Consider the following 24,048-nt stretch of genomic DNA (forward strand, 5'->3'; position numbering starts at 1 on the left):
GGCTCCCACTATTTTTCATTTTCTGGATTCCGTAAATAGTAGCCCACACCACGACGGGTGACAAGATAGACAGGATTACTTGGACTTTCCTCAATCTTTTCACGTAAACGGCGCACTGTCACATCAACCGTTCGGACATCGCCAAAATAATCGTAGCCCCAAACGGTTTGCAGCAAGTGTTCACGGGTCATAACTTGTCCCATATGCTGAGCCAGGTAGTAAAGTAATTCAAATTCTCGGTGAGTCAAATCAAGCTGATCACCACGACGAGAAACGGCATAGGCATCTGGGTTAATGTCCAAATCTCCTACTTTAATATCATTACTTTCTTGTTCAGAACTAACCAATTGATCCTGTCGCCGTAAATTAGCCTTAACTCGGGCAATTAATTCACGGTTTGAAAATGGTTTGGTAACATAATCATCGGCTCCTAATTCCAAACCAACTACTTTATCAAGTTCAGAATCTTTAGCGGTCACCATGATAATTGGAATGCTGTGTTTCGCACGTACACGACGAGCAACTTCCAAACCATCAATTTTAGGAAGCATCAGATCTAACAAGATTAAATCGGGATGTTCATCCTCAACTTTTTCGAGAGCTTCTTCCCCATCGTAAGCTGTAATGACTTCGTAGCCCTCTTTAGTTAAATTAAATTTTTCAATATCAGAGATGGGCTTTTCATCGTCAACAATTAAAATTTTCTGCATAAAACTTATTTCCTCCTTGAACAGAGTCGTTTTTTAGATCATCTATTTTTGGTAAAAGCTTAAAAACATTGCGTTCTTATTATACCACATGAGTTTTAGCGGTTACACGAACACAAAAAATACACCTTCCTGGCTTAAAATTTTTCATTTAGTGGGTTGCCAACCTAAAAAATGTATGATAATATATTTAAGTCGGTTAATGATATGGGTGGTTAGCTCAGCTGGCAGAGCAACGGACTCTTAATCCGTGGGTCCAGGGTTCGATCCCCTGACCACCCATAAATACCAATTAATCAGTAATCACGCAGTGTAAAACCACCGTGATTGCTGATTTTTTTATATACTCATATTGTTATACAGGACTTTGTCCAATTAAACAACTTTTCTTTTCCATTACAACAGAACTAAGTAAAAACTTAAATTTACGATACACACTAAGAGGGTTATCAGCAAAATAAACTGATAACCCTCTTCATTTATTATGAGTTTGAAACCATATCTAGAAAATTTTTTCTATTGATTAATTTAGCCCTGATTCAACATGGTACTTATCAAACTAATAATGCCAATTGAAGCACTTGGGAATGCAAATATTTGTTGATTCAATTGGTTGGCAGACAAACGCTCGTTAATAATAAACGCCATCAAATTAATAAGTTCTGGGGCATCATTTCCGTAGATACTAGTCCCCACCAGATAATTGTCCGTATCAAAAATCAACGTTATATCGGCGTCAATTTCATTTTTATATTGGAACAAAAGCTGTTTACCATATGGCAGGCTCTGCACGTGGTACTGTTCAGATTTCGCAGCCTCTGCAGGTGTCACTCCCATTTGAGCAATACGTGGCAAGCTATAAACCACACTCGGAACAGCAGGATACTTGATTGGTTCTGGATTTCCCAGAATTTGTAACGCAATATAGTTTGATTCAAATGTCGCCGTTGGTGTAAGACGAGGAATCTGTTTATCAACCGCATCCCCACTGGCATAGATATGTTTAACAGCCGTACGTAAATGATCGTCAACTACAATACCGCCACGTGTGGTTTGAATGCCAACTTTTGCTAAACCAAGATTTTCAACATTGGCAATTCGTCCTGTCGCGTCAATGACATAATCCGTCTTAATTTGGCGACCCGTATTCGTCAGCACGGTGTAATGATCACCGTCTTTTTGAACTTCAGTTACTGCTTCATTGAAGTTAAAATGAATCCCCTTAGCTTCCAATTTTTGAACCAATTTTCCGACGTAATTAGGGTCAAACGCGCCTAATGCGTGGTCCGTAAATTCCACAATTTCGACTTCTGCACCCAGTTCACTGGCCATTGTGGCAAATTCAATCGAGATCACACCTGCTCCGATAAATGTGAGGTGATTGGGCATTTGTTCTAAATCTAAGAAATCGCGATTGTCCCGTAAATAAGCTTGACCAGGGATGTTTAATTTAGCAGCGCGCTGGCCTGTTCCAATCACAATATTTTGAGCTTCCAATGTATGATCATTGACGGAAACTGTGTGCGCTCCTGTAAGTTGGCCTTCACCCATAAAAACATCGATTCCCAGTTGTTTAAATACGGCTGTCATTTGAATTGATAACGGATCGATGGCTTGATGCTTATATGCCATTAAGGCTGGCCAATCCACTTTAGGGGCTTCGTTAATGCCAATTCCTTGATACGCACTAAGTCGATCTAAAAGTTCAAAGGGGCCATCCAACAAGATTTTTGGATCACACCCATAGTTTGTACAAGTGCCCGCAATTTTATCCTTTTCAATAATTGCCACTGTTTTTCCAGCTTGCCTTAAAGTCACTGCTGCGTGCCAGTTAGCATGGCCACTACCGATAAAAATTACATCATATTTTTGCATAAAATTTCCTCCATAAATTTTAGTCGTGTGCGACTAATTTGATCAAATAAAAAGCAACTTAATTTAAAATTGCTTCAAGTTCCTCAACAAGTTTATTGTTAATTTGCAAGGCTGCCTTATATTCATTAATATCAAATGCCTCTTGACTCACACATTCACCGATTGCTTTATAAATGGCCTTTTCCTGCTTTTTAGCAGTTTCAGTTAACTTAACATTTAATTGGCGATGATCCTCATCCGGTTGAATTCTTTGAACCCACCCTGATTGTTCAAGCCGTTTCAAAAGTGGGGTAAGCGTATTACTGCTTAAACGCAACTCATCCCCCAATGCATGCAACGTCTGATTATCCTGTTGCCATAATGAAAGTAAAACTAGGTATTGCGGATAGGTCAAGTTAAAGGGCTTCAAAGCTTTTTGATAAAATTTCGTAAACAGACGACTCGCATTATATACTGAAAAACAAAGTTGATTAGTCAGCTTCATTTCATTTTCCATTAATTCAGGAGCTCCTTTCGATCGTGCACGATTAGTATAGTTCTTCAATGACAAAATCGCAAGCCACCTTTTTCCGTCCTTGTATAAACTTTTAGCTTCTTTAATTTTTTGATCTCTTATATAATTTTCATGATAATGCTTGACAAGTTAACTATAATTTACTTATACCATTCATTAAGTAAGGAGTTTTTCTATGTTGTCTACAATTAGTGTCATTGTGAGTTTACTTATTGCTTTAGCACACCTTTATTATTTGTACATCGAACTGTTTGCTTCTTATGAGACAGTTGGTAGGTTCTTTGCCATTCCGGTTGAGGCCGTCAAAAATTCAGTGATGCAAAAGTTCATTCAAAATCTCGGCTTATATAGCGGATTTATCGGGCTGGTTATTCTTTTGTCCGTCATCATCATTCCAAGTGGCCCTATGAAGTACATGCTAATCTTCTTAAACCTTTTTATCTTCCTTAACGGTATTTATGAAGGCTTTGTTTTCACCCGGCGCTTCTTTTTACTTGAAGCTTTGCCTGGTGTCATTGGACTGTTATTAGCCATTATGATGTAAACAAAAAGATGATTGACGAAACTGTTTTGAGGAATCCTCAAAGTTAGTTTCTACAACCATCTTTTTTTGTTTAAGTTTAAATTTAAATGACATGACCTGAGAAGCTTGGCATGAATGAACCACTGACTGACTGAACGGATACGTATTGACCCGGAGCAGGTGCAGCCACATACTTCCCATTACCTACATAAATCCCAACGTGATATGTAGCGCCTTGAGAACCCCAGAATAATAAATCACCAGGTTGTGCTTGAGATACAGCTTGTTTTGTCACATGACTTTCTTGTGTCACTGTATAATGACCAAGCGATTTACCAGCAGCATGTGCGTATACCCAGTCAGTAAATCCGGAACAATCCATTCCGCTTAACGATTCGCCACCCCAAACGTAAGGGATGTGCTGATTAGCTAATTTCAAAGCCTCAGAAACAACTGCGCTGTTACTTGAAGTGCTTGTACTTGCAGTTTCTAAAGTTTGAACCGTCTGGGTGTTGTTAGCAGTTTGTGCAGCTGTATAAGTTTGATTACCACCAGCGTTGGCGTTGGCACTTGCAACCGTACCTGATCCTAAAGTGAACCCCGCTACGCCAATTGCCAATACAAGTGCATGTCTCAAATTGATTTTAATCATAAACATCCTTTCGTGTTAACTAATTTCTTATCATTATAACAAGATATATATTAACACGCACGTAATACGACACCATTTAATTCTATTTACAAACTCTTCTCAAAATATTACAGAAAATTACAAGGTGCCGTTAATCCGCTTTACAACAAGGAAACGACCTTCATCGACCTTCAATTTATCCAAATTTTTAACTTCAAATTAAGCAAAAAAGACATTTTTTGCCCTTCACAACCCGAAAAAAAATATGAGGCGCTACTTATACTCAATCAGTTCATGTTTACTTTTTTCAATCAAAGCCACATTAATAAACAATATAAGGGCAATAATCACGGATGCCACCACAAACAAAGAAACAAAGGAGAGGGTATCAATAATCAAGCTCCCAACTAACGGTCCCAATGCGCGCCCCGCCGACGGAAAAGAACTCGCGAGGCCTTGATACCTTCCCTTCATCCCATAAGGGGAAAGAAGGTTGGCAATTGCTGGAATTTGCGGGAACGTGATCGCTTCTCCAATTGTCAAAATAATCATCGCAAGGACAAATGACCAATAGGCTTTTGCAAAAACTAAAATAACGAAGGAAGCAATCAAAAATAGCATCCCAAAGTAGACTTGATGAAAGGGATCTTTGAAAAATTTTCCGCCTTGCCAACTCAGAAAGCCTTGCACAATTAAGATGAACAACCCATTAACTGTCCATAAGAAACTATAGTCTTTTAACGGAATATGCAAACTCAACATGTATACCGAAATATTGCTGTTCCATTGCTGGTAAAAAATCCAAATCAAAAAAAGACTGATAAATAATGTGTACATAATCACGGTGTTTACATGCGGCAGTTTCTCAGTATTAGTAGCCACATTGGCATTTTGATCCATTTGATGTTTTTGCTTTGGTCGTTCACGTTTAACATGGTAATTGATGGCTGCCACTGCAAAGAACAGAACGTATAACCCAGTAGAAACAGCAAATAAGGGTGCCACATTGTCCTTAAACATGAGCCCCACAACGGCCGTACCAATCATAACGCCCATGTTTTGTACAAAGTACAACATGTTAAACACGAACCGACCATCACGGCTGTGCACAGTAGTCCCCAAGGCATTAACAAATGCCATAATCCAACCGGTACCCAGACCAATTAAAATGAGCATAATTGGATAAACAGGCCAATCATTAGAGAACACTAGAACAAACATGCTCAAAGCGGTAAACACAATTCCGCCCAATAAGAGATAATATCCGTCGTAACGATCAAACAATTGACCAGCCACAAATGAGCCGATAATACTAGCCACTGAGTTTAACATCAACACGATCCCAACAATCGTTAACGAATGCCCTAAAATATTATGCATGTATACCGTTGTTAAGGGCCACACAAAACTCATTCCAATACTATCCATTAAAGCTCCCAATAGTAAATAACGTAATTTTAATTCTTTCATCGTCCTCTCCTTTCCCAAATAACCTTTTAACTTAAAAAAAGGCATAAATTAACAGCTTCACAAGTCGTCTAAAAGAGCTGTGCGAAACTGCTAAATTTAGCGTTTAGTTATTATCTGGAACATACGCAATCGGCGCAAATTTGTTATATGACTTCACAAAAAGTAATTTCACGGTTCCCCGCGCACCACTTCGGTTTTTTTCAATTATAACTTCAACTGGTCCCACATCTGGGCTGTCGCCTTGACGAGGATCAGAATCTTGATCCTCACCATCTTCGCCTTCTCGTTCGTAATAATCTTCACGATATAAAAATGCCACGATATCCGCATCTTGTTCAATTGACCCAGACTCACGAATATCAGACAGCACAGGTCGCTTATCTTGTCGCTGCTCAACGCCACGTGAAAGCTGAGACAAAGCTAGCACAGGTACCCTTAATTCTTTGGCTAATTTTTTCAACTGTCGAGAAATGGCAGAAACTTCTTGTTGCCGGTTTTCTTGACCGGAACCTTCAATTAACTGCAAATAATCAATCACGACCAGCCCTAAATTACCTTGTTCTTTAGCTAACCGCCGACATTTAGCACGAATTTCTGCCATTTTGATTCCTGGCGTATCATCAATATAAATATTGGCTTTGGCTAAACTCCCCATGGCAATCACCAAGTTTTGCCATTCTTCTTCATTGAGTTGCCCAGTTCGTAAATGATTGGCGTCAATACTTCCCTCAGCACAAAGCATTCGGTTAACTAACTGATCAGCACCCATTTCCAAACTAAAAATAGCTACCGTTTTATCCGTTTTGGTCCCCACATTTTGCGCAATATTTAACGCAAAGGCCGTTTTACCAACGGCAGGACGTGCAGCTAAAATAAAGAGTTCATCTGGATGCAATCCAGCTGTAATTTTGTCTAACTCACTATACCCAGTGGACAAGCCTGTAATCTCATCACCGTTTTGGTAAAGCTTGTTAATCTCGGTCATCGAATCGGTCAATACATCCGAGATTTTTTTAAATCCTGATTGATTACGATTTTCCGAAACTTCGGTAATTTCTCGTTCTGCTTCATCTAGGACCGATCCAACGTCTTCATCTTGTTGATAACTCTTTGTAACAATTTTCGTAGCCGCTTTAATTAAGCGTCGTAAAATAGCCTTTTCTTGAACGATCTTTGCATAATAAACCACGTTGGCAGCGGTTGGAACCGAAGCAGCTAATTCTGCAATGTAACTCACGCCACCCACATCATCCAATTGATTCTGTGCAGTTAATTTATTATTCATCGTCACAACATCAATGGCTTCATCCTCATCATTCAGCGAAACCATCGCTTGGAAAATAATTTGGTGAGCCCGTTGATAAAAATCTTCTGGCTGCAAATATTCCATTGCGTCGACGAGTACATCTGAATCCAGAAAAATGGCACCTAAAACTGCTTTTTCCGCATCGATATTTTGTGGCGGTGTTTGATTTTCTAAAATGTCATTATCCATGTTCTTACCTCTGATGACTAGGAAATTTTCTTAAACAATCGGCGTCCATCCCTGTAACTACCGCTAGATAGACAACTTCACCACAAAGTAATCTATTCGGCGTTATTTTTCAGCCACGTGGACCCGAATTTTAGCTGTAACGTTAGGGTGTAGTTTGACCGGCACATTTGTATAACCTAATGCGCGAATTGGTTCGGCTAATTCAATCTTACGTTTATCAAGTTTCAGACCAAACTGTTTGTCCAAAGCTTGCGCAATTTGCTTGCTAGGAATGGAACCAAATAAACGGCCATCTGTGCCAGCTTTAGCAGTTAATTCCACAACTGTTTTGTCGTCTTCCAACGTTGTCTTCAATTTTTTAGCGTTTTCCAAAATTTCTTGTTCATGCTTTTCTTCGGCACGTTGCTGGCCTTTCAAGCTGCTCAAAGCACCCTTTGTGGCTGGTTCAGCTTTCTTGTTTTTGATTAAGAAGTTTTGGGCATAACCATCTGGAACTTCTTTTACTTGGCCCCGTTTTCCTTTACCCTTCACATCTTCTAAAAAAATAACTTTCATCAGATTCACTCCTCTTCATCATCTTTATTTTCTGTATCATTTTGTTTTTCTAAAATGGCCACTAAAGTAGCTTTAACTTCAGAAACACTTTGATTATCAATCTGAGTAGCCGCACTGCCAAGATGACCGCCACCACCCATTTGTTCCATAATTAACTGGACATTAACATCTCCAGCACTCCGCGCAGAAATACCCACCGTTTTTTTCGAGCGGCGTGTAATCACAAAGGAAGCCTCAATACCAGAAATAGAAAGTAACGAGTCTGCCGCTTGTGCAGCTGTTACCGGATCGTATTGGCGATCCTCTTCACCGACACAGACAGCTAGCCGCTTATCAATAAACTCGACCGATTCAATCAAATGGTTACGCTGAAGATAACTATCCGCATTTTCTTTCATAAAGTGCCGAATAAGATCTTCGTCAGCTCCTACAGAACGTAAGTAACTCGCTGCATCAAACGTTCGCGTCCCTGTTTTCGTTGTAAAGGACTTAGTATCAATTTCGATACCTGCAAGCATTGCCGTGGCTTCAATCTCATTAATAGGTTCACTATCTTTAGATTGATATTCAAACATTTCTGTAATCAATTCACACGTCGAAGAAGCATAAGGTTCAATATATACCAAAACTGGATTTTCTGGAAACTCTGTGCCTCGGCGATGATGATCAATAATCATGGTCCGATTCTCAAGCTTCTTATAAAGCTCAGGAGCCGTCGTCAGTGACGGTTTAGAATGATCGACCATAATGAGTAAGCTTTGACTATTGGCGTTCTCTAAGGCAGCCTCAGGCGTAATGATTGACTCTTTAATCGCCGGGTAATCTTCAAGTGAGGTTAACAGCCGTTTTACATCTGAATGTAAATTGTCCTGATCGAGCACAATCCAACACTGTCGATTATTCATCTGAGCAATCCGCCGAATTCCTAAACAGGCGCCTAGCGAATCCATATCGGATTGTTGATGTCCCATCACAAAAATTTGATCAGCTTGTGACATCAATTCCGTGACTGCTTGACTAATCATCCGAGCACGAACACGCGTCCGTTTTTCCATGGGGTTCGTCTTACCACCATAGAAGCGTGCCTGATCATCAGGTGATTTCACCACTACTTGATCCCCACCACGTCCTAATGCGAGATCCAAATTACTTTGTGAAAGGTCGGCCAATCGGTTCAAATCCTGATCCCCGTAAGCAATCCCAATACTAAGCGTAATCGGAAAGTTTTGTTTAGAAGTTGCTTCCCGAATGGTGTCCAATAATTTGAAATTATCAGCTTCCACTTTTTGTAAGACTTCGGCATACATGATCACAAAGAAATGATCGTCATCAACGCGTTTTAGGTACATCCCAAATTCTTGTGCCCAGCTCGAAATTTGATTCGTCACAAAGCTACTCAAACTAGAAATATCAGAATCTGCCATCGATTGGGTGACTTCATCATAGTTATCTAAAAAGACCTGTCCAATCACAACTTGTGAATTATCATAGGCTTCTTCAATTTTGGCATATTTCGTAATGTCCATCATATACAAGACATGACTATCTTGTTCAACTAATAAGGTGAACCGGCGATCTCCCCAGACAACAGAAACCGTTCCTTTATCGTCACGATGCTCATCTAATAACTTAGCTAGATCCGCATCAACGTCACTTAATTTCTTGCCCAATACATCCTTATCGCTCAAATAGCCTTGCATATAAGGGTTCACCCACTGAACTTGATCTTCATCCCCATAAATTAAAATTCCTAATGGCATGCGTAACAGTGAATCTTGTTCGCTACGTTTAATTTGAAATGATAGATCGGAAATATATTTAGTTGTTTCTTCGTTCACACGATGAAATGTGTCACTAATAAAAATACTTCCCAAAATGAGAAGTATAACTAATACGACTCCCAGTATCCAGTTATAATAAAAAGCGATCCCCGCACCAACTAACGATAGTAGAATAATATAAATCGCCAGTAAACGCAGTCGGGGGTTACGCATAAACACTGGAATCCTTTCTGCTAAACGAAATTTTTTCATAGTTTCTCCTCGAATTGTGTACTAGCTTTATTTTATCACAAAGCCCTCTGACAAAGAACCACTGGATAAAAGCTCGCCTTTACGAAAATCACTTTTTTGTTTAGAATTAATTGATCGTGATTGGAGGTTTTAGCATGTTAAATCACCGGTTTTTTCACTGGTTAATTATGCGCATTGAAAATCCTTTTTCGTTGACACGTAATCTCTAAGTCACACGAAAAACTATCATACGAAGAAGGGTTATCTTTGGATTCAAAAACAGAATTATCTGGCAAAACCGTTTTATTAATGGCCATTGCAACTGGAATTATTGTGGCCAACTTAAATTACATTCAACCCATTGAAGGCTTAATCGCCGCTAGCTTCCACGTTTCAAAAGCTTCCGTCGGCGTTGTGGCAATGCTCACACAACTTGGTTACGCATTTGGATTACTTTTAATTGTACCTTTGGGTGATATTTTTAATCGCTATCACTTGATTCAAGCCATGCTGGGTTTTTCAATTATTGCCTTATTTTTAGCTTTCTGGGCACCGTCCATTACCATTTTTGGGATGGCTTCGCTGCTGGTGGGCATTACTTCCGTTGCTCCCCAAATCATTATTCCATACGCCGCCTATTTAGCACCTAGTTTGCATCAAGGAAAGGTACTGGGCAACGTTTTGAGTGGCCTATTAACCGGGATTTTACTATCTCGTTCGGTGAGTGGCTTGTTGGGGAGCGTTCTTAGCTGGCAATACGTTTATCTCGTTGCTGCCGTTATTTGCGGGATTTTACTACTCATTTTGCATCGCTTTTTGCCGCGTGATCCTCGTGGCCATCAAAGTATGAACTATCGTAAGGTGTTAGCTTCATTACCCAAACTACTCGCGCAAGAAAAACACTTACAAGGATCTGCCATTAATGGTTTTTGCTTGTTCGGAGTCTCAAATGTGTTGTGGTCAACACTTGCCTTTTATTTGGCACATCAATACCACTATGGCAGTGGCGTGGCTGGTTTATTGGGCTTGTTGGGTATCACTGGTGTACTATTTGCCTCAATCATTGGGCGCATGGTGGATGTCTACTCACCAAGAATGACCATTGGCTTAGGTATTCTCTTTTCAACAATTGCCTTTGTTGTTTTTGCTTTTTTAGGGCATGTTTTTGTCGGTCTTATCATTGGAATCATCCTGTTGGATCTTGGCACACAATTTGGCCAAGTTTCTAACCAAGCCATCGTCCAATCATTGAGCTTAGAAGCCAGCAGCCGTAACAATTCCATCTTCATGTTCAGCTACTTTTTAGGAGGTGCTCTAGGAACTTTCTTTGCCACCTTTGCTTGGAGCCATTTTGGTTGGGTTGGCGTTTGCAGTGTGGCCGCCATCTTTTTAGTTCTTGCTTTAGGTGGTCATCTATTGTTAAGAGAACCCCAAAAATTACAGAGAGATATGCAATAATGACAACACGGGATTGAAAATGCCAATTTTCAATCCTTTTTTCGTGGACTAAACAAAAAAGAGTGGGAAAAAACGCCCATCTCTTTCTGTCTCTGAACTTTATATAGCCGAAATCAGGAAAAGGGCTATGTCTGCAGTTAATACACCTTTTTCCCACTCTTCACATATGAATCGAATTTCATTGAATTTTAGTTTTTCTTTCGTTTTATGCCCAACAATGATAATGTGGCGAATAATAACATTCCAGCAAGCGTCCCATATGCAGCGATACCTGCCTCATTAGTCTGTGGTAACGCACCTTGAGCACTTTTTCCCGTTGCTTTAGTTGTTGCATCTGTAGCTTTAACGTTGCTAGTACCTTTTGTGCCCGTCATAGAGTTGACTGGTGTCTTTGTAACTGTCTGTTGATTGCCTACTTGTGTTTGATCTTTACCCGGTTGTGTAGGCTTATTTGGTTTTGCTGACTCACCAGGCTTTTTGTCGGGCACAGTAGGCGTTTGACCTGGTTGCGTAGGTGCTTTTTTGGCAACATACTCTAGATAAACGTCATTCCCCTCGATTTTCACCACATATGCGGATTCCAAACTGTTCTGCAAGTCATATCCCGCAATTTGCGTATCAAGTCCCTGCTTGGTAAGGTCCACAATGGCGCCAACCTCTTCATTTCTTAAAATCGAGCTAGGCTTTAATTCTTGCCTCGTTTTAGCATCAATATAGTGCACTTTAATATCGCGAGCTTCTCCCATGTATAGCAGGTAAACGTCTTGTACTGCGCCGCTTTGTACCGTATATTTTCCACTCGACATTAATCTATAACCCAAAACTTTCAGATCAAGTAGCGTATTAAAATCAACGCGATCGCCCACCGTAGCTTCAATTTGTTGGCTTGGTTTTAGCTCCTTATTTGGGTTAGAACCACTAACGAAATGGACATTTACTTTAGCGGTATCACGCACGTATAATAACTCGATCACATTCTGATCGCCTCTAACAACCCACTGTGTGTCTAGTGAACTCCCCAATTTATAACCAGAAATATTGGTCTCAATGCCTTCCTGAGTTAAATCGACGATCGAATCAGTTTCTTTACCTGTGATTTCAACAGGTGCTTTGAGTGCTTCATGGGTTGTCGCGTCAACAAATTTAATGGTAATTGTCTGTGGTTGTGGTTGATACAAGAGATACACAGTACCATCTGCCCATGACGCTTTAACAGTCTGTGTCACGTTAGAAAAAGTCTTATAGCCAGGTACATTGGTATTTATATAATCGGCGAAATTGACGGTGTCTCCCACTTTTGCGGTAATTGTCGCACTATCAAATACTTTATTCGTATCCTTAACACTGACTGAAGCTACCTTAAATGTCACTTGTTGCTGATCAACTTTTTCCTGCGCATTTGTTTCTTTGACTACCTGTGTCGTTGTTTCCGCGTGAACAGATTGTGTGTGATAGCCACTTGGGATTGCCACCCCAGCAATTCCTACCACGCCAGCCACAACAAAAACGGATAACCATCTTTTTCCAGAGTTATAATAAAATATTTTTTTCTCGTGATCTGGTACATTTTTCCTACTCATAATCTACCTCCACTTTAATTACGTGCATCCACATTTCCAAGATTCATCTCTATTATCTCATGGTTGAAATGAAAACGCTATCTTTCGTGTCTACCCTCCTCTAAATGCCCATAAAAAAAGAACCCCGCCTTTAGCGTGATTCTAGTTTAGCTTGTCGTTCCTGTTCAATGGCTAACTGGGCCACTAAGTTCAAATAATTAAATGGTTCATCATAATGAGGCTGGAATAACATATCAACATATGCCAAATCATCAATCGTGTTTTTATTTTGGATACAAATTGAAATGGCATTAGCCGACTGAGCAACTTCATGCTTACTAAACAATTGTGCTCCTAAAACTTGGCGATTGTCGCGATCATAAACCAAAACGATCGTCAGCATTTCCGTGCTGGGCATATAACCTGGACGATAATTTCCTTTATACGTCACAGAATCAGCGTTTAAGCCTTCACGTTTTGCTGCTGATAAGGTCAACCCACTAGAAGCTAAAGTATACCCAAACAACTCCATTGCCGAAGTAGCTTGTGTACCCATATACTTTTGAACTTTACCAAAAATATTTTTACCAGCCAGCGCTCCTTGGCGAACCGCATTCGTTGCCAACGGAATGTAAGCATCGTTATGTGCCGGATTAAAATGTGACACACAGGCATCCCCTGCTGCGTACACATCAGGATTAGAAGTTTGTGTATAGTCATTAATCAAAATAGCGCCGTGACGGTCCATATCAACCTGTCCTCTTAACAACTCTGTATTTGCCATAAATCCGGTACATACAATGGCTAAATCAGCTTCATGCTCAGCGTTGTTAGTTTCCACGACAACTTTATCATTCTTCTCATCGCCGTGAAATGCTTGGACCCGCTCATTCAAATAAACATGCACTCCATGCTTTTTCAAGAGTTGCGTGATCTTCTTTGAAAACAAGTCATCCACATAATTATTCAGGATTTGATCATGTGATTGAATCAATGTGACTTCATGATCCGTGTCTGCATATGCTTCAGCAAGCTCCACGCCCACGTAACCAGCACCCACAATTGTAATGTGCTTATGGTTCTTAGCCGTCGCATAAATCTGTTTCGCCTGATCATAACTTTTACATAATAAGACGCGGCTATCATCGATGCCCATTAATGGGGGAACCACCACATAAGAGCCTGTTGTCATAATCAATTTGTCATAAGTATCCGAAAAGATTTCCTTGGTCTGCAAATCTTCAACGGTCATTTGATGTTTTTTAGTATCAATACTCAAAACATCATGGCGAACACGTACTTTTGCCCCTAACTTAGCTAAATCTTCCGGCGTCGCGTAAAACATATCTTCCAAACGTTTAACTTGCCCATTTAAGTATAAAGAAATTCCGCAAGATAAAAATGAGACGTTATCATTGCGCTCATAGATAGTAACTTCTGTCTCCGGATGGGCTTTTAGAATTTCTGTAACAGCTGCGATTCCTGCATGTGTACAGCCTACGATAACAACTTTCACGATAACATCTTCTCCCTTAAATTAATCTGGATCATCAGCATTTAATTTTAATAGATGTGGCTTTCCATAATAATAACCTTGGCGTAGATCGATCTCTAAGTCATCTGCCAATTGATCATCAGCCGCATCTTCAATCCCTTCCAAAATGAAGCGCAGATTTTCCTTGTGGGCAATATCTCGCCATTTAACCACTCTAGCTTGGATTTTAGGGTCTTGGAACGGTTCCTTGAAGTTCTGTAAGGCAAACTTTAATTCGCTCACGTAGGGCAACAAAGCTTTGATTTCAGCATACTGATTGTCACCAGTTCCCACATCATCTAAGCAAATTTCCATACCTCGTTGCAAAAAATTCTGCAACATTGGTTCCAAATCCGCATTCGTAATGGCTTCATCCCCAGGTTCTTCTGTCAGTTCAATGTTAAGCTTTAACGGCCGCAGCGCATCTTGAGAGCGAATCAAGGCTAGGTTTATTTCTTTATTCATCATCTGCGTACGATTCAAGTTTACTGATACCGAACCAATTTTTAAAACCAGTTTTTTGGTCGCCTTTGTCAGCATATCGGCAATAACTGTAGTCGGAATATCTGAGAAATACTTAGGTGGCCGCCATCCATCTGCGGTTCGCCTCCGAATGAGTAATTCATAGCCAATTAGTGAATTATTCACCTTATTCAATTGTGGTTGAATAAAATATCGATACATTGTGTACCCCTTTTTATTGTATTAACTACTTGTTATTATAAATCATTTTTGCCTAAATTGCTGGTAAGTTTTTTAATTCATAACCACAGTAAAATCAGCCTGTAAGCTAATATTCAACCTGGTTTATCTCCCAACAATATTTTTATACATTTTCGTACTATCTTTATATGACCATTTAGATAAACGTTCTAGTTCATTTTTAGGCCACAAAAAAACCTCTCAAGTCAATAACTGACACGAAAGGTTCTCCTTGATTAGTCTTCTGAAACGAATGGTAATAAGCCCATGATCCGTGCACGTTTAATTGCAATTGTTAAACGACGTTGGTTCTTAGCACTTGTACCTGTCACACGACGTGGCAAAACCTTGCCTCGTTCTGAAATGAAGCGTTTCAGTAAGTCTGTATCTTTATAATCGATGTATTCGATATGGTTAGCAGCGATAAAGTCAACTTTACGACGTCGACGATTTCCGCCTCTTCTTTGTTGAGCCATGAAATTTCCCTCCTCTAATGATTAGAATGGTAAATCATCATCGGAAATATCAATTTGTTCGCCATTATCTGCAAATGGATCATTAGGGTTAGAACTAGCAGCACTGGATGCATTACCATTGCTATTGCTTTGGCTACCATTGTTGTTGCCTTGCCCTGCATCAAACGGATTGGTATTACCGGATGATTGAGGAGCATTGTTTTGAAATCCCGCATTGCCACCTTGATTTTGACGTTGCTCAGATTGAGCTCGAGATTCCAATAATGAAAAGTTTTCAACAACAACTTCTGTCACATAGACACGTTGACCTTGTTGGTTTTCGTAAGAACGAGTTTGAATCCGTCCATCAATTCCAACCAATGAGCCTTTATGTGTAAAGTTTGAGAAGTTTTCTGCAGCTTTTCGCCAGATCACACAGTTAATAAAATCAGCTTCACGTTCTCCTTGTGAGTTCGTAAACTGACGATTAACTGCAACTGTGAAGGTTGCCACTGCAGCACCGCTGTTGGTGTATCGTAAATCAGGATCTCTGGTTAAGCGTCCAACAAGAACTGTTCGGTTTATCATAAACAATAACTCCTTTCTGTATTAATTATTTTGTCTATTTTAGCGTACGACGATCATGTGACGTAAGATACCGTCAGTAATCTTCGAAATACGGTCAAATTCATTTAAAGCCTTATCATCGTTTGCTTTAACGTTTACGATATGATAGATACCTTCGTTGTATCCACCGATCTCATAAGCAAAACGACGCTTGGACCAATCTTTTGAATCAACCACTTCTGCACCATTGTCAGTCAAGATCTTGTCGAAACGTTCTACTAAGGCTGCCTTAGCTGCTTCTTCAACATCTGGAGCAATGATATAAGTAATTTCGTATGATTTGGGTTCCATGTGTTTTACACCTCCTTATGGACTAAGTGGCTTCCTTAACAATTTAAGAAAGCAAGGAGAGCTTCTAAATTAATAGTTACTCACGAACTTAAATTATAGCATTCATACTTGTGCAACGCAATAAACAAAAATCCCAATAAACGATACATAACTAAGTTACGTCCTTTATTGGGATTTATTTTTTATTCCTCAGAAGAATTCTCTGAAGTGTTTTCGTCGGTTGCTTTGACCTCATCAGCTGACGGTTGCGCCTCAGTGACATCATCTTTTTGATCATCATCAGATGGGTCATCATCTTCATGATCCACCTTGGCCATAGTAGCTACTTTAGAATCTTCATCAATTTTAATTAAATGAACGCCCATCGTTGCTCGACCAGTTTCTGGAACAGAATCCACATCAAAACGAATCATCACACCACGATCCGTAATTAACATAATATCTTCTTCACCAGTTACCGTTGTTAAGCCAGCTAGTGGCCCATTTTTCGTTGTAACATTGGCTGTCTTGATACCTTTACCACCCCGACCCTTAATAGGATACTCGGATGCTAAAGTTCGTTTGCCGTAACCTTTTTCAGTAATAACAAGGACTTTGCTATCCGCCTTCAAGACATCGACACCGACCACATAATCTTCATCTCGTAAACGAATACCACGCACACCAGTTGCGGAGCGTCCCATGGAACGAACCGTTTTTTCTGAAAAGCTTACTGCATAACCCTTATGTGTACCGATAATGATATTTTGTTGATCATCCGTGATCACCACGTTAATCAATTCATCATCATCTTTCAGGTTGATTGCTTTCAAACCATTGCTACGAATATTCAAGAATTCGCTAAGTGGTGTCCGCTTTACAACACCCTTTAAAGTGGTGAAGAACAAATAACGCTCTTCCAAAGCACCCTGGTCTTGTCCGGCATTAATAACGGCTTGAATACTTTCACCAGCACTAATCCCCAACAAGTTAATCACCGGAATTCCCTTGGCAGTTCGACCGTATTCAGGAATTTCATAACCCTTCATACGATAGACTTTACCAGCATTTGTGAAGAATAAAAGCACGTCATGGGTTGAACTAGAAACCAGGTGCTCAATGAAATCATCATCGTGAACCCCCATGCCTTGGACACCACGACCACCACGACGCTGCGCCTTAAATTCAGACTGCGGCATACGTTTGACATAGCCATTGTGGGTCAAAGTAATCATGACATCTTCTTCTTCAATTAAATCTTCGTCTTCAAGACTTAAGACTTCACCGACCAATAATTCGGTACGTCGTTTATCACCAAACTTATCCTGAATATCAAGTAATTCCTGATAGATAATCTGATTAATGCGTTCTGTATGTGCCAAAATATCTTTGTAATCGGCAATATCTGCCATTAATTTCTTGTATTCATTTTCAACTTTTTCTCGTTCCAAGCCGGTTAAACGAACCAGACGCATATCCAAGATAGCTTGTGATTGTTTATCAGACAAGGAATACTTGCTCATTAACTGATCTTTAGCAATCTCGGCCGTTTTTGAATTTCGAATAATCGCAATAATGGCATCAATATGATCTAAAGCAATCCGCAAGCCTTCAAGAATGTGTGCCCGCGCTTGTGCCTTTTTCAGATCAAATTCAGTTCGACGACGAATAACTTCTTCTTGATGTTTGAGATAGTATTGCAAAATTTGCTTCAAACTCAAAACTTTAGGCGCACCAGCCACAATTGCCAGCATATTAAAGCTAAATGTGGTCTGCATCAAAGTCATTTTATACAAGTTATTCAAAACGACTGACGCACTCATATCACGGCGAACATCAATGACAACCCGCATTCCTTCTCGGTCTGTCTCATCATTGACATCCGTAATTCCTTCAATTCGTTTGTCACGTGCCAATTCGGCAATTCGCTCAATTAATTTTGCTTTGTTAACCATGTAAGGCAATTCGGTTACAACAATACGTTCCCGACCACTTTTTTCTTGCTCAATGTCAACTTTAGCACGCAAAATAATCGTGCCTTTACCGGTTTCGTAGGCTTTCCGGATTCCAGACTTGCCCATAACCACACCACCGGTTGGAAAGTCAGGACCAGGTACGGCCTCCATTAAATCAGCAGTGGTCGCTTCAGGATTATCCATCAAAATATGAATTGCACTGATAACTTCTGCTAAATTATGGGGCGGGATGTTGGTGGTCATCCCGACCGCGATCCCAGTTGCACCGTTGACTAATAGGTTGGGAAAACGGGCAGGTAATACTTTCGGTTCCCGTTCAGTACCATCATAGTTTTCTTGGAAATCAACCGTATTTTTATTAATATCACGAAGCATTTCCACCGAAATTTTGCTCATCCTAGCTTCGGTATACCGCATCGCGGCAGCCCCATCACCATCAACTGAACCAAAGTTTCCGTGTCCGTCTACTAACATATAACGATAACTGAAATCCTGTGCCATACGAACCATAGATTCATAAATTGCTGAATCACCATGGGGATGATACTTACCCATGACATCCCCAACAATTCGGGCCGATTTCTTATAAGGTTTTTCTGGCGTCACACCTAATTCATTCATGCCGTACAAAATACGCCGGTGAACAGGTTTTAACCCATCTCGAACATCTGGGAGTGCACGGGCCACAATAACACTCATTGCATAATCTAGGAAGGACGTTCGCATTTCTTTTCTCAAGTTAACATCCGTTACTCGAGTTCCAATATTTTCTTGATCAGCCAAAATTTTTAACCTCCAATCCTAAATTAAACGTCTAAGTTTTCTACATAAACCGCATTGTCTTCAATGAACTTACGGCGGGGTTCTACCCGGTCACCCATCAACATCTCAAAATCACCATTAGCTGCATCGGCTTCTTCCGCTGAAACACGCAATAAACGACGATTATCAGGATTCATGGTAGTTTCCCAGAGTTGAGAAGCATCCATTTCACCTAAACCTTTGTATCGTTGAATAGCTGGTTTGGGACTTGGTGGTAACTGACCTAACGTTTCTTGTAATTCCTCATCCGAATCAATATATTTAATCATCTTACCCTGACGCACTTGATATAGCGGTGGCTGGGCGATATAGACGTATCCAGCATCAATCATTGGCCGCATATAACGATAAAATAGGGTCAATAATAAGGTTCGAATATGCGCTCCATCCACATCGGCATCGGTCATAATAATTAATTTATGATAGTTTGCTTTCGTAACGTCAAAGTCTTCACCGAAACCAGTTCCTAAAGCCGTAAATAATGATCGAATTTCTTCGTTCGCTAATACCCGGTCTAAAGTGGCTTTTTCAACGTTCAGAATTTTACCTCGAATCGGCAAAATGGCCTGGGTCAAACGAGAACGTCCCTGCTTGGCACTACCACCGGCGGAATCTCCCTCGACAATAAATAATTCACTGATTGCTGGATCTTTAGAAGTATTATCAGCTAATTTACCAGGTAAATTATTAATTTCAAGGCCACTCTTTTTCCGTGTCACTTCACGAGCGCGTTTAGCGGCAATTCGGGCCTTTGAGGCTAACAACCCCTTATCAACCACTTTGCGAGCAGTATCCGGATTTTCCATCAAAAACTTATTAAAATGTTCCCCAAAAACATCGTTAACTGCCGTTCTTGCGTCTGAGTTTCCCAATTTGGTCTTAGTTTGTCCTTCAAACTGTGGATCGGGATGCTTGACACTAACAACTGCTGTTAATCCTTCACGAACATCATCGCCGGAAAGGTTATCATCATTATCTTTTAAGAGACCTGCCTTATGTGCATAGTCATTGACAACACGTGTTAAAGCCCGTTTGAAGCCTTCTTCATGCGTGCCACCTTCGTAAGTATGAATATTATTGGTAAAAGTCAATAACTTACTTTGATAACCTTCAGTATATTGCATGGCCACTTCAACAGTAATTCCCTTTTCAACCCCTTCTACATAGATAGGTTCAGGGAAAAGGACTTCTTTGCCTTCGTTCAAGTAATCTACGTAATGCCGTATACCGCCTTCATACAAGAAGTCGTCTTCTGTTGGTTTTTCCGGACGCAAATCTTTTAAGGTGATCCGCAAGCCCTTATTCAAGAATGCTAATTCACGAATTCTTGTCCGTAAGATTTTAATGTCAAACGTTGTCGTTTCTTGAAAGATATCTGGATCTGGCAAGAAATGCACAATTGTCCCGTGAGCATGAGGTTGTGAATCTCCAATTACCTTCATTGGGGTCTTCACTTTGCCACGTGTGAAATCCATATAGTAGATTTTGCCATTACGCATAACTTTAACGTCCAATTCGGTTGCTAAAGCGTTCACGACTGAGGCACCCACACCATGCAGACCACCGGACACTTTATATCCGCCGCCGCCAAACTTACCACCTGCATGCAAAATAGTGAAAACTGTTTCTAGTGCTGGTTTACCAGTTTTAGCTTGAATATCAACTGGAATCCCACGGCCATTATCTGTCACCGTAATACTGTTATCTTTTTCAACGATGACGTTAATTTTATCCGCAAATCCAGCTAGAGCTTCATCAATTCCATTATCGATAATTTCCCAAACGAGATGGTGAAGTCCTTGGGAACTAGTGGATCCAATGTACATCCCTGGTCGTTTACGAACCGCTTCAAGGCCCTCAAGTACTTGAATTTGACTCGCATCATATTCTTGGGCTTTTTCTTCTTTGCGTTCTTGTGCAGCTTCCACTTCTTGCGGTGTTTGTGTTTTATCGTCGTCTGCCAATTTTATTCCTCCTCATGCAAAGTACCTGAACTAATTGTGAAAACACGGGGCTGATTGATCAGCTGCCGCGCAATTCCACTTAAACTTGTGGTGGTTAAAAACGTTTGAACTTTATTTTGAATCGTCTTCAAAAGGTGGGTTTGACGATCATCATCTAGCTCTGATAACACGTCATCCAACAATAATACTGGATATTCCCCAGTTTCTTCTTTCATCAAATCAATCTCTGCTAATTTGACACTCAAAGCGGTCGTTCGCTGTTGTCCTTGGGAACCAAACGTCTGAACGTTTTTACCATTGACTAAAAAACGAACGTCATCGCGCTGAGGACCAACCAATGTGGTCCCCTGCTGCAACTCACGTTCTTCATGGCTAACAAATGCTTTTTGCAAAGCGTCGTAAAGTTGCTCAACAGATAGACCATCCGTCGCAATTTGCGAGACGTATTCAAACGTCAACTTTTCCTTACCCAATGAAATCTGAGTATGTAATTGCTGCGCCCATTTTTCCAGCTTCTTCAAAAATTGACGACGTTGAAAAATAATTTCTGCGCCATAAGCAGCTAATTGATCCGATAACACCCCTAAAAACACCTTATCTTGTTTAGCTTTAAACTTAAGCTGTTTTAGGTACTGATTACGTTGCTTTAAAATGGTCCGATACTGAGCCAAATTGTAAAGATAGCGACTACTCATTTGCCCAAATTCCATGTCAATGAACCGTCGCCTAATTGCAGGCGATCCTTTAACTAAGGATAAGTCCTCTGGGGCAAATAGAATCACATTCAGTTGGCCAATATATTGGGATAACTTGCTTTGTTCCAGATGATTCACGCGTGCTCTTTTACCCTTGCTGCTAATCTCAAGTTCTAATGGCATGGAACTAAGATTTTTATGCACTCGTGTGGCCAACTGGGCACTATTGGCATCCCAATTGATCAAATCGCGATCATTTGAAGTCCGATGGCTTCTGGTTAAAGCTAAAACATAAATTGACTCTAATAAATTGGTTTTTCCTTGGGCATTAGCACCCAACAAGACATTGACACCTGGAACAAATTCGGCCTTCAAATCCGTATAGTTACGAAAATTATGAAGACTAATATTCTCCAAATACATGACTACTCCTCACGTCTTGAGCGCACAAAAAATAGCCCTTCATCTGGAATATTAACCGTGTCCTTTGGATATAGTTTTCTTCCCCGCCGATTCTCAGGCTCATCATTTACCTCTACCGAGTGTTCACGAAGGTACCACTTAGCCTGTCCACCAGTGCCAATGATAGCCTCCTCCTTTAAGAGTTGACCGAGCGTAATGAATGGCGGCGTTGTAATTAAAACTTCTTTTTTCACAATTACAACCACCTTTACTAGATTATGTAAGAATTGCGCAATTAAATTGGCTCCACCTCAACATAACCTCAGTTAAATACTTATCTATTATACCTTTAAAATAACAAAAAAACAATCTCAGAGGCTGTATTTTGCGTTTTAAGCCATTTGAATCATATTTAGATACTTTTGCCATTTTTTACGTATTTTTCTCAAATCCCCTGAATTTAATTTTTAGAGAGCAAAATAAAAAACACGTTTCTCAAGCCTAATGCTTGAAAAACATGTTTTTAACTCACATTTTTAAAATGTTCGTACCGGTGTAATCAATTGAATAAAGTTTTCTTGATCTTCGGTAGGAACTAAAGTAAATGGCCGCAAAGCTGAGGTAAAGGAAACACGAATTTCAGTTTGGCCAAAAGAACGAAGTGCATCTTTCATGTAATCAGGGTTAAAGGAAATCTCTAAATCTTCACCCTCTACGGCTTTGGCATCTAATTGTTCTTCCACATTTCCCACATCAGGCGAATTTCCTGAAATGACGATTTGACTATCCGCGGTGGTAATCGCCAGTTTAACCACGTTATTGCGGCTTTCGTGAGATAACAGAGAAGCACGTTCAATGGCAGCCAACAATGCTGGGGCATTAAATTCCAAGGTCGTTGTGGCTTCTTTAGGAATCAACCGTGAAGTATCAGGATAATTGCCTTCCAGTAAGCGTGAATAGAACGCTGTGTCACCTAATGTAAACAACACCTGGTTTTCAGAAATTCGCATGATCACATCTGGATTTTCTTCACCAATCATCCGGGACAACTCTACAAGACTTTTTCCAGGGATGATGACATCATACTTACCAGTATTGCCAGCAGGTAATTTTATTTTACGTTGACTTAACCGGTGACTGTCTGTGGCAACCGCCAAGAACTGGTCGCCATCAATACTGAAATGAACCCCAGTTAAGATTGGCCGGCTTTCCTGAGTTGAAACAGCTAAAACGGTTTGACTAATTAATTGTTTGAAGACATTGCCAGAAAGCTGGATTTGATCATTTCCATCTAGTTCTGGTAAATGCGGATAATTATTCGCATCTAAACCATTAATCGTAAAAGCAGCTGCCCCAGATGTAATTTCAGTTTGGAAACCTTCTGTGATTTCGATAGTCATTGTATCTTCAGGGAGACGTTTCACAATGTCACTGAAAAAGTGGGCTGGTAAAACGATTTTTCCAGGATCACTAACTGACAATCCGTTGTCTTCGTTTTTAGCATCTAGAACAGTTTCAATTGAAATATCAGCGTCACTACCCGTTAAGATAATTTGATCGGATTCAACATCCAATTTTAAACCAGTCAGAATGGGAATCGTTGTTTTTGATGAAATAGCTCTTTGAACATCATTTAACTTTTTAATAAATGCAGCTCGTTTTACAGTGAATTTCATTATTTTGAATCTCCTTTGGTCAAAATGTATTTATATATAATTATATAGTAAAAGTAACAGTAGTAATAGGGACTGTTGATATTGTGTAAATGTCACCTAACGCTTAGATAGGTCGTTGTTTCACCA

General features: G+C 40.1%; 21 protein-coding genes and 1 tRNA gene. 3 read left to right on the plus strand and 19 right to left on the minus strand.

Annotated features, from left to right (window positions below; translation table 11 throughout):
* Positions 1 to 8 precede the first annotated feature (8 nt).
* Positions 9 to 710 (minus strand): response regulator YycF, encoded by a 702-nt coding sequence (gene yycF / locus IV80_RS04230; protein WP_057749975.1) that lies wholly within the window; start codon positions 708 to 710, stop codon positions 9 to 11.
* A 206-nt stretch (positions 711 to 916) separates the two neighbouring features.
* On the opposite strand from yycF, the gene IV80_RS04235 reads away from it, so the two are divergent.
* Positions 917 to 989: transfer RNA gene (locus IV80_RS04235), tRNA-Lys, on the plus strand.
* 246 nt (positions 990 to 1,235) lie between these two features.
* On the opposite strand, the gene IV80_RS04240 is transcribed toward IV80_RS04235, so the two are convergent.
* The gene (locus IV80_RS04240) at positions 1,236 to 2,582 is read right to left on the minus strand and encodes a dihydrolipoyl dehydrogenase family protein (RefSeq protein WP_057749979.1); all 1,347 of its coding nucleotides are present in this window, start codon (positions 2,580 to 2,582) and stop codon (positions 1,236 to 1,238) included.
* A gap of 58 nt (positions 2,583 to 2,640) precedes the next feature.
* Positions 2,641 to 3,078 (minus strand): MarR family winged helix-turn-helix transcriptional regulator, encoded by a 438-nt coding sequence (locus IV80_RS04245; protein WP_057750079.1) that lies wholly within the window; start codon positions 3,076 to 3,078, stop codon positions 2,641 to 2,643.
* A gap of 193 nt (positions 3,079 to 3,271) precedes the next feature.
* On the opposite strand from IV80_RS04245, the gene IV80_RS04250 reads away from it, so the two are divergent.
* Positions 3,272 to 3,640 carry a DUF1304 family protein gene (locus tag IV80_RS04250; protein WP_057749982.1) on the plus strand — a complete coding sequence of 123 codons (369 nt, stop codon included), beginning with the start codon at positions 3,272 to 3,274 and terminating at the stop codon, positions 3,638 to 3,640.
* 82 nt (positions 3,641 to 3,722) lie between these two features.
* Here IV80_RS04250 and IV80_RS04255 read toward each other — a convergent pair whose 3' ends face one another.
* From IV80_RS04255 to IV80_RS04275, 5 genes are all read right to left on the minus strand, one after another.
* The gene (locus IV80_RS04255) at positions 3,723 to 4,271 is read right to left on the minus strand and encodes a C40 family peptidase (protein WP_236699568.1); all 549 of its coding nucleotides are present in this window, start codon (positions 4,269 to 4,271) and stop codon (positions 3,723 to 3,725) included.
* 252 nt (positions 4,272 to 4,523) lie between these two features.
* Complete coding sequence (locus tag IV80_RS04260; RefSeq protein WP_057749987.1) at positions 4,524 to 5,720, minus strand: MDR family MFS transporter; 1,197 nt, start codon at positions 5,718 to 5,720, stop codon at positions 4,524 to 4,526.
* Positions 5,721 to 5,823: 103 nt separating this feature from the next.
* The gene (gene dnaB, locus IV80_RS04265) at positions 5,824 to 7,215 is read right to left on the minus strand and encodes a replicative DNA helicase (protein ID WP_057749991.1); all 1,392 of its coding nucleotides are present in this window, start codon (positions 7,213 to 7,215) and stop codon (positions 5,824 to 5,826) included.
* 102 nt (positions 7,216 to 7,317) lie between these two features.
* Positions 7,318 to 7,770, minus strand: coding sequence for a 50S ribosomal protein L9 (rplI, locus tag IV80_RS04270; protein ID WP_057749993.1), 453 nt, complete (start codon positions 7,768 to 7,770; stop codon positions 7,318 to 7,320).
* A 5-nt stretch (positions 7,771 to 7,775) separates the two neighbouring features.
* Positions 7,776 to 9,803: a DHH family phosphoesterase gene (locus IV80_RS04275; protein ID WP_057749996.1), complete on the minus strand. Its 2,028-nt coding sequence runs from the start codon at positions 9,801 to 9,803 to the stop codon at positions 7,776 to 7,778.
* A gap of 288 nt (positions 9,804 to 10,091) precedes the next feature.
* Here IV80_RS04275 and IV80_RS04280 point away from each other — a divergent pair, with 288 nt between their 5' ends.
* On the plus strand, positions 10,092 to 11,240 hold the full coding sequence (locus IV80_RS04280; protein WP_371861638.1) for an MFS transporter: 1,149 nt from the start codon (positions 10,092 to 10,094) through the stop codon (positions 11,238 to 11,240).
* 188 nt (positions 11,241 to 11,428) lie between these two features.
* Here the strand turns inward: IV80_RS04280 and IV80_RS04285 are convergent, their stop codons facing one another.
* The 11 genes from IV80_RS04285 to dnaN form a co-directional block, all read right to left on the minus strand.
* Positions 11,429 to 12,820 (minus strand): LPXTG cell wall anchor domain-containing protein, encoded by a 1,392-nt coding sequence (locus tag IV80_RS04285; RefSeq protein ID WP_057750002.1) that lies wholly within the window; start codon positions 12,818 to 12,820, stop codon positions 11,429 to 11,431.
* 130 nt (positions 12,821 to 12,950) lie between these two features.
* Positions 12,951 to 14,315 (minus strand): FAD-dependent oxidoreductase, encoded by a 1,365-nt coding sequence (locus tag IV80_RS04290; RefSeq protein WP_057750005.1) that lies wholly within the window; start codon positions 14,313 to 14,315, stop codon positions 12,951 to 12,953.
* A 21-nt stretch (positions 14,316 to 14,336) separates the two neighbouring features.
* Positions 14,337 to 15,017, minus strand: a complete 681-nt coding sequence (locus tag IV80_RS04295) for an EAL domain-containing protein (protein ID WP_057750008.1) — start codon at positions 15,015 to 15,017, stop codon at positions 14,337 to 14,339.
* Between the two features lie 254 nt (positions 15,018 to 15,271).
* Positions 15,272 to 15,511: a 30S ribosomal protein S18 gene (rpsR, locus tag IV80_RS04300; protein WP_057750011.1), complete on the minus strand. Its 240-nt coding sequence runs from the start codon at positions 15,509 to 15,511 to the stop codon at positions 15,272 to 15,274.
* Positions 15,512 to 15,532: 21 nt separating this feature from the next.
* On the minus strand, positions 15,533 to 16,078 hold the full coding sequence (gene ssb, locus IV80_RS04305) for a single-stranded DNA-binding protein (RefSeq protein ID WP_057750014.1): 546 nt from the start codon (positions 16,076 to 16,078) through the stop codon (positions 15,533 to 15,535).
* Between the two features lie 39 nt (positions 16,079 to 16,117).
* The gene (gene rpsF / locus IV80_RS04310; RefSeq protein ID WP_057750016.1) at positions 16,118 to 16,408 is read right to left on the minus strand and encodes a 30S ribosomal protein S6; all 291 of its coding nucleotides are present in this window, start codon (positions 16,406 to 16,408) and stop codon (positions 16,118 to 16,120) included.
* 182 nt (positions 16,409 to 16,590) lie between these two features.
* On the minus strand, positions 16,591 to 19,089 hold the full coding sequence (gyrA, locus tag IV80_RS04315; RefSeq protein WP_057750082.1) for a DNA gyrase subunit A: 2,499 nt from the start codon (positions 19,087 to 19,089) through the stop codon (positions 16,591 to 16,593).
* A gap of 80 nt (positions 19,090 to 19,169) precedes the next feature.
* Complete coding sequence (gene gyrB / locus IV80_RS04320; protein ID WP_083490516.1) at positions 19,170 to 21,113, minus strand: DNA topoisomerase (ATP-hydrolyzing) subunit B; 1,944 nt, start codon at positions 21,111 to 21,113, stop codon at positions 19,170 to 19,172.
* A gap of 38 nt (positions 21,114 to 21,151) precedes the next feature.
* A complete protein-coding gene (gene recF / locus IV80_RS04325; protein ID WP_057750021.1) occupies positions 21,152 to 22,267 on the minus strand; it encodes a DNA replication/repair protein RecF in 1,116 nt (371 codons plus the stop codon).
* A gap of 2 nt (positions 22,268 to 22,269) precedes the next feature.
* The gene (gene yaaA, locus IV80_RS04330; RefSeq protein ID WP_057750024.1) at positions 22,270 to 22,500 is read right to left on the minus strand and encodes a S4 domain-containing protein YaaA; all 231 of its coding nucleotides are present in this window, start codon (positions 22,498 to 22,500) and stop codon (positions 22,270 to 22,272) included.
* A gap of 282 nt (positions 22,501 to 22,782) precedes the next feature.
* Complete coding sequence (gene dnaN, locus IV80_RS04335) at positions 22,783 to 23,922, minus strand: DNA polymerase III subunit beta (protein ID WP_057750027.1); 1,140 nt, start codon at positions 23,920 to 23,922, stop codon at positions 22,783 to 22,785.
* Positions 23,923 to 24,048 lie beyond the last annotated feature (126 nt).

The organism is Pediococcus cellicola, assembly GCF_001438655.1.
Classification (GTDB): Bacteria; Bacillota; Bacilli; order Lactobacillales; family Lactobacillaceae; genus Pediococcus; species Pediococcus cellicola.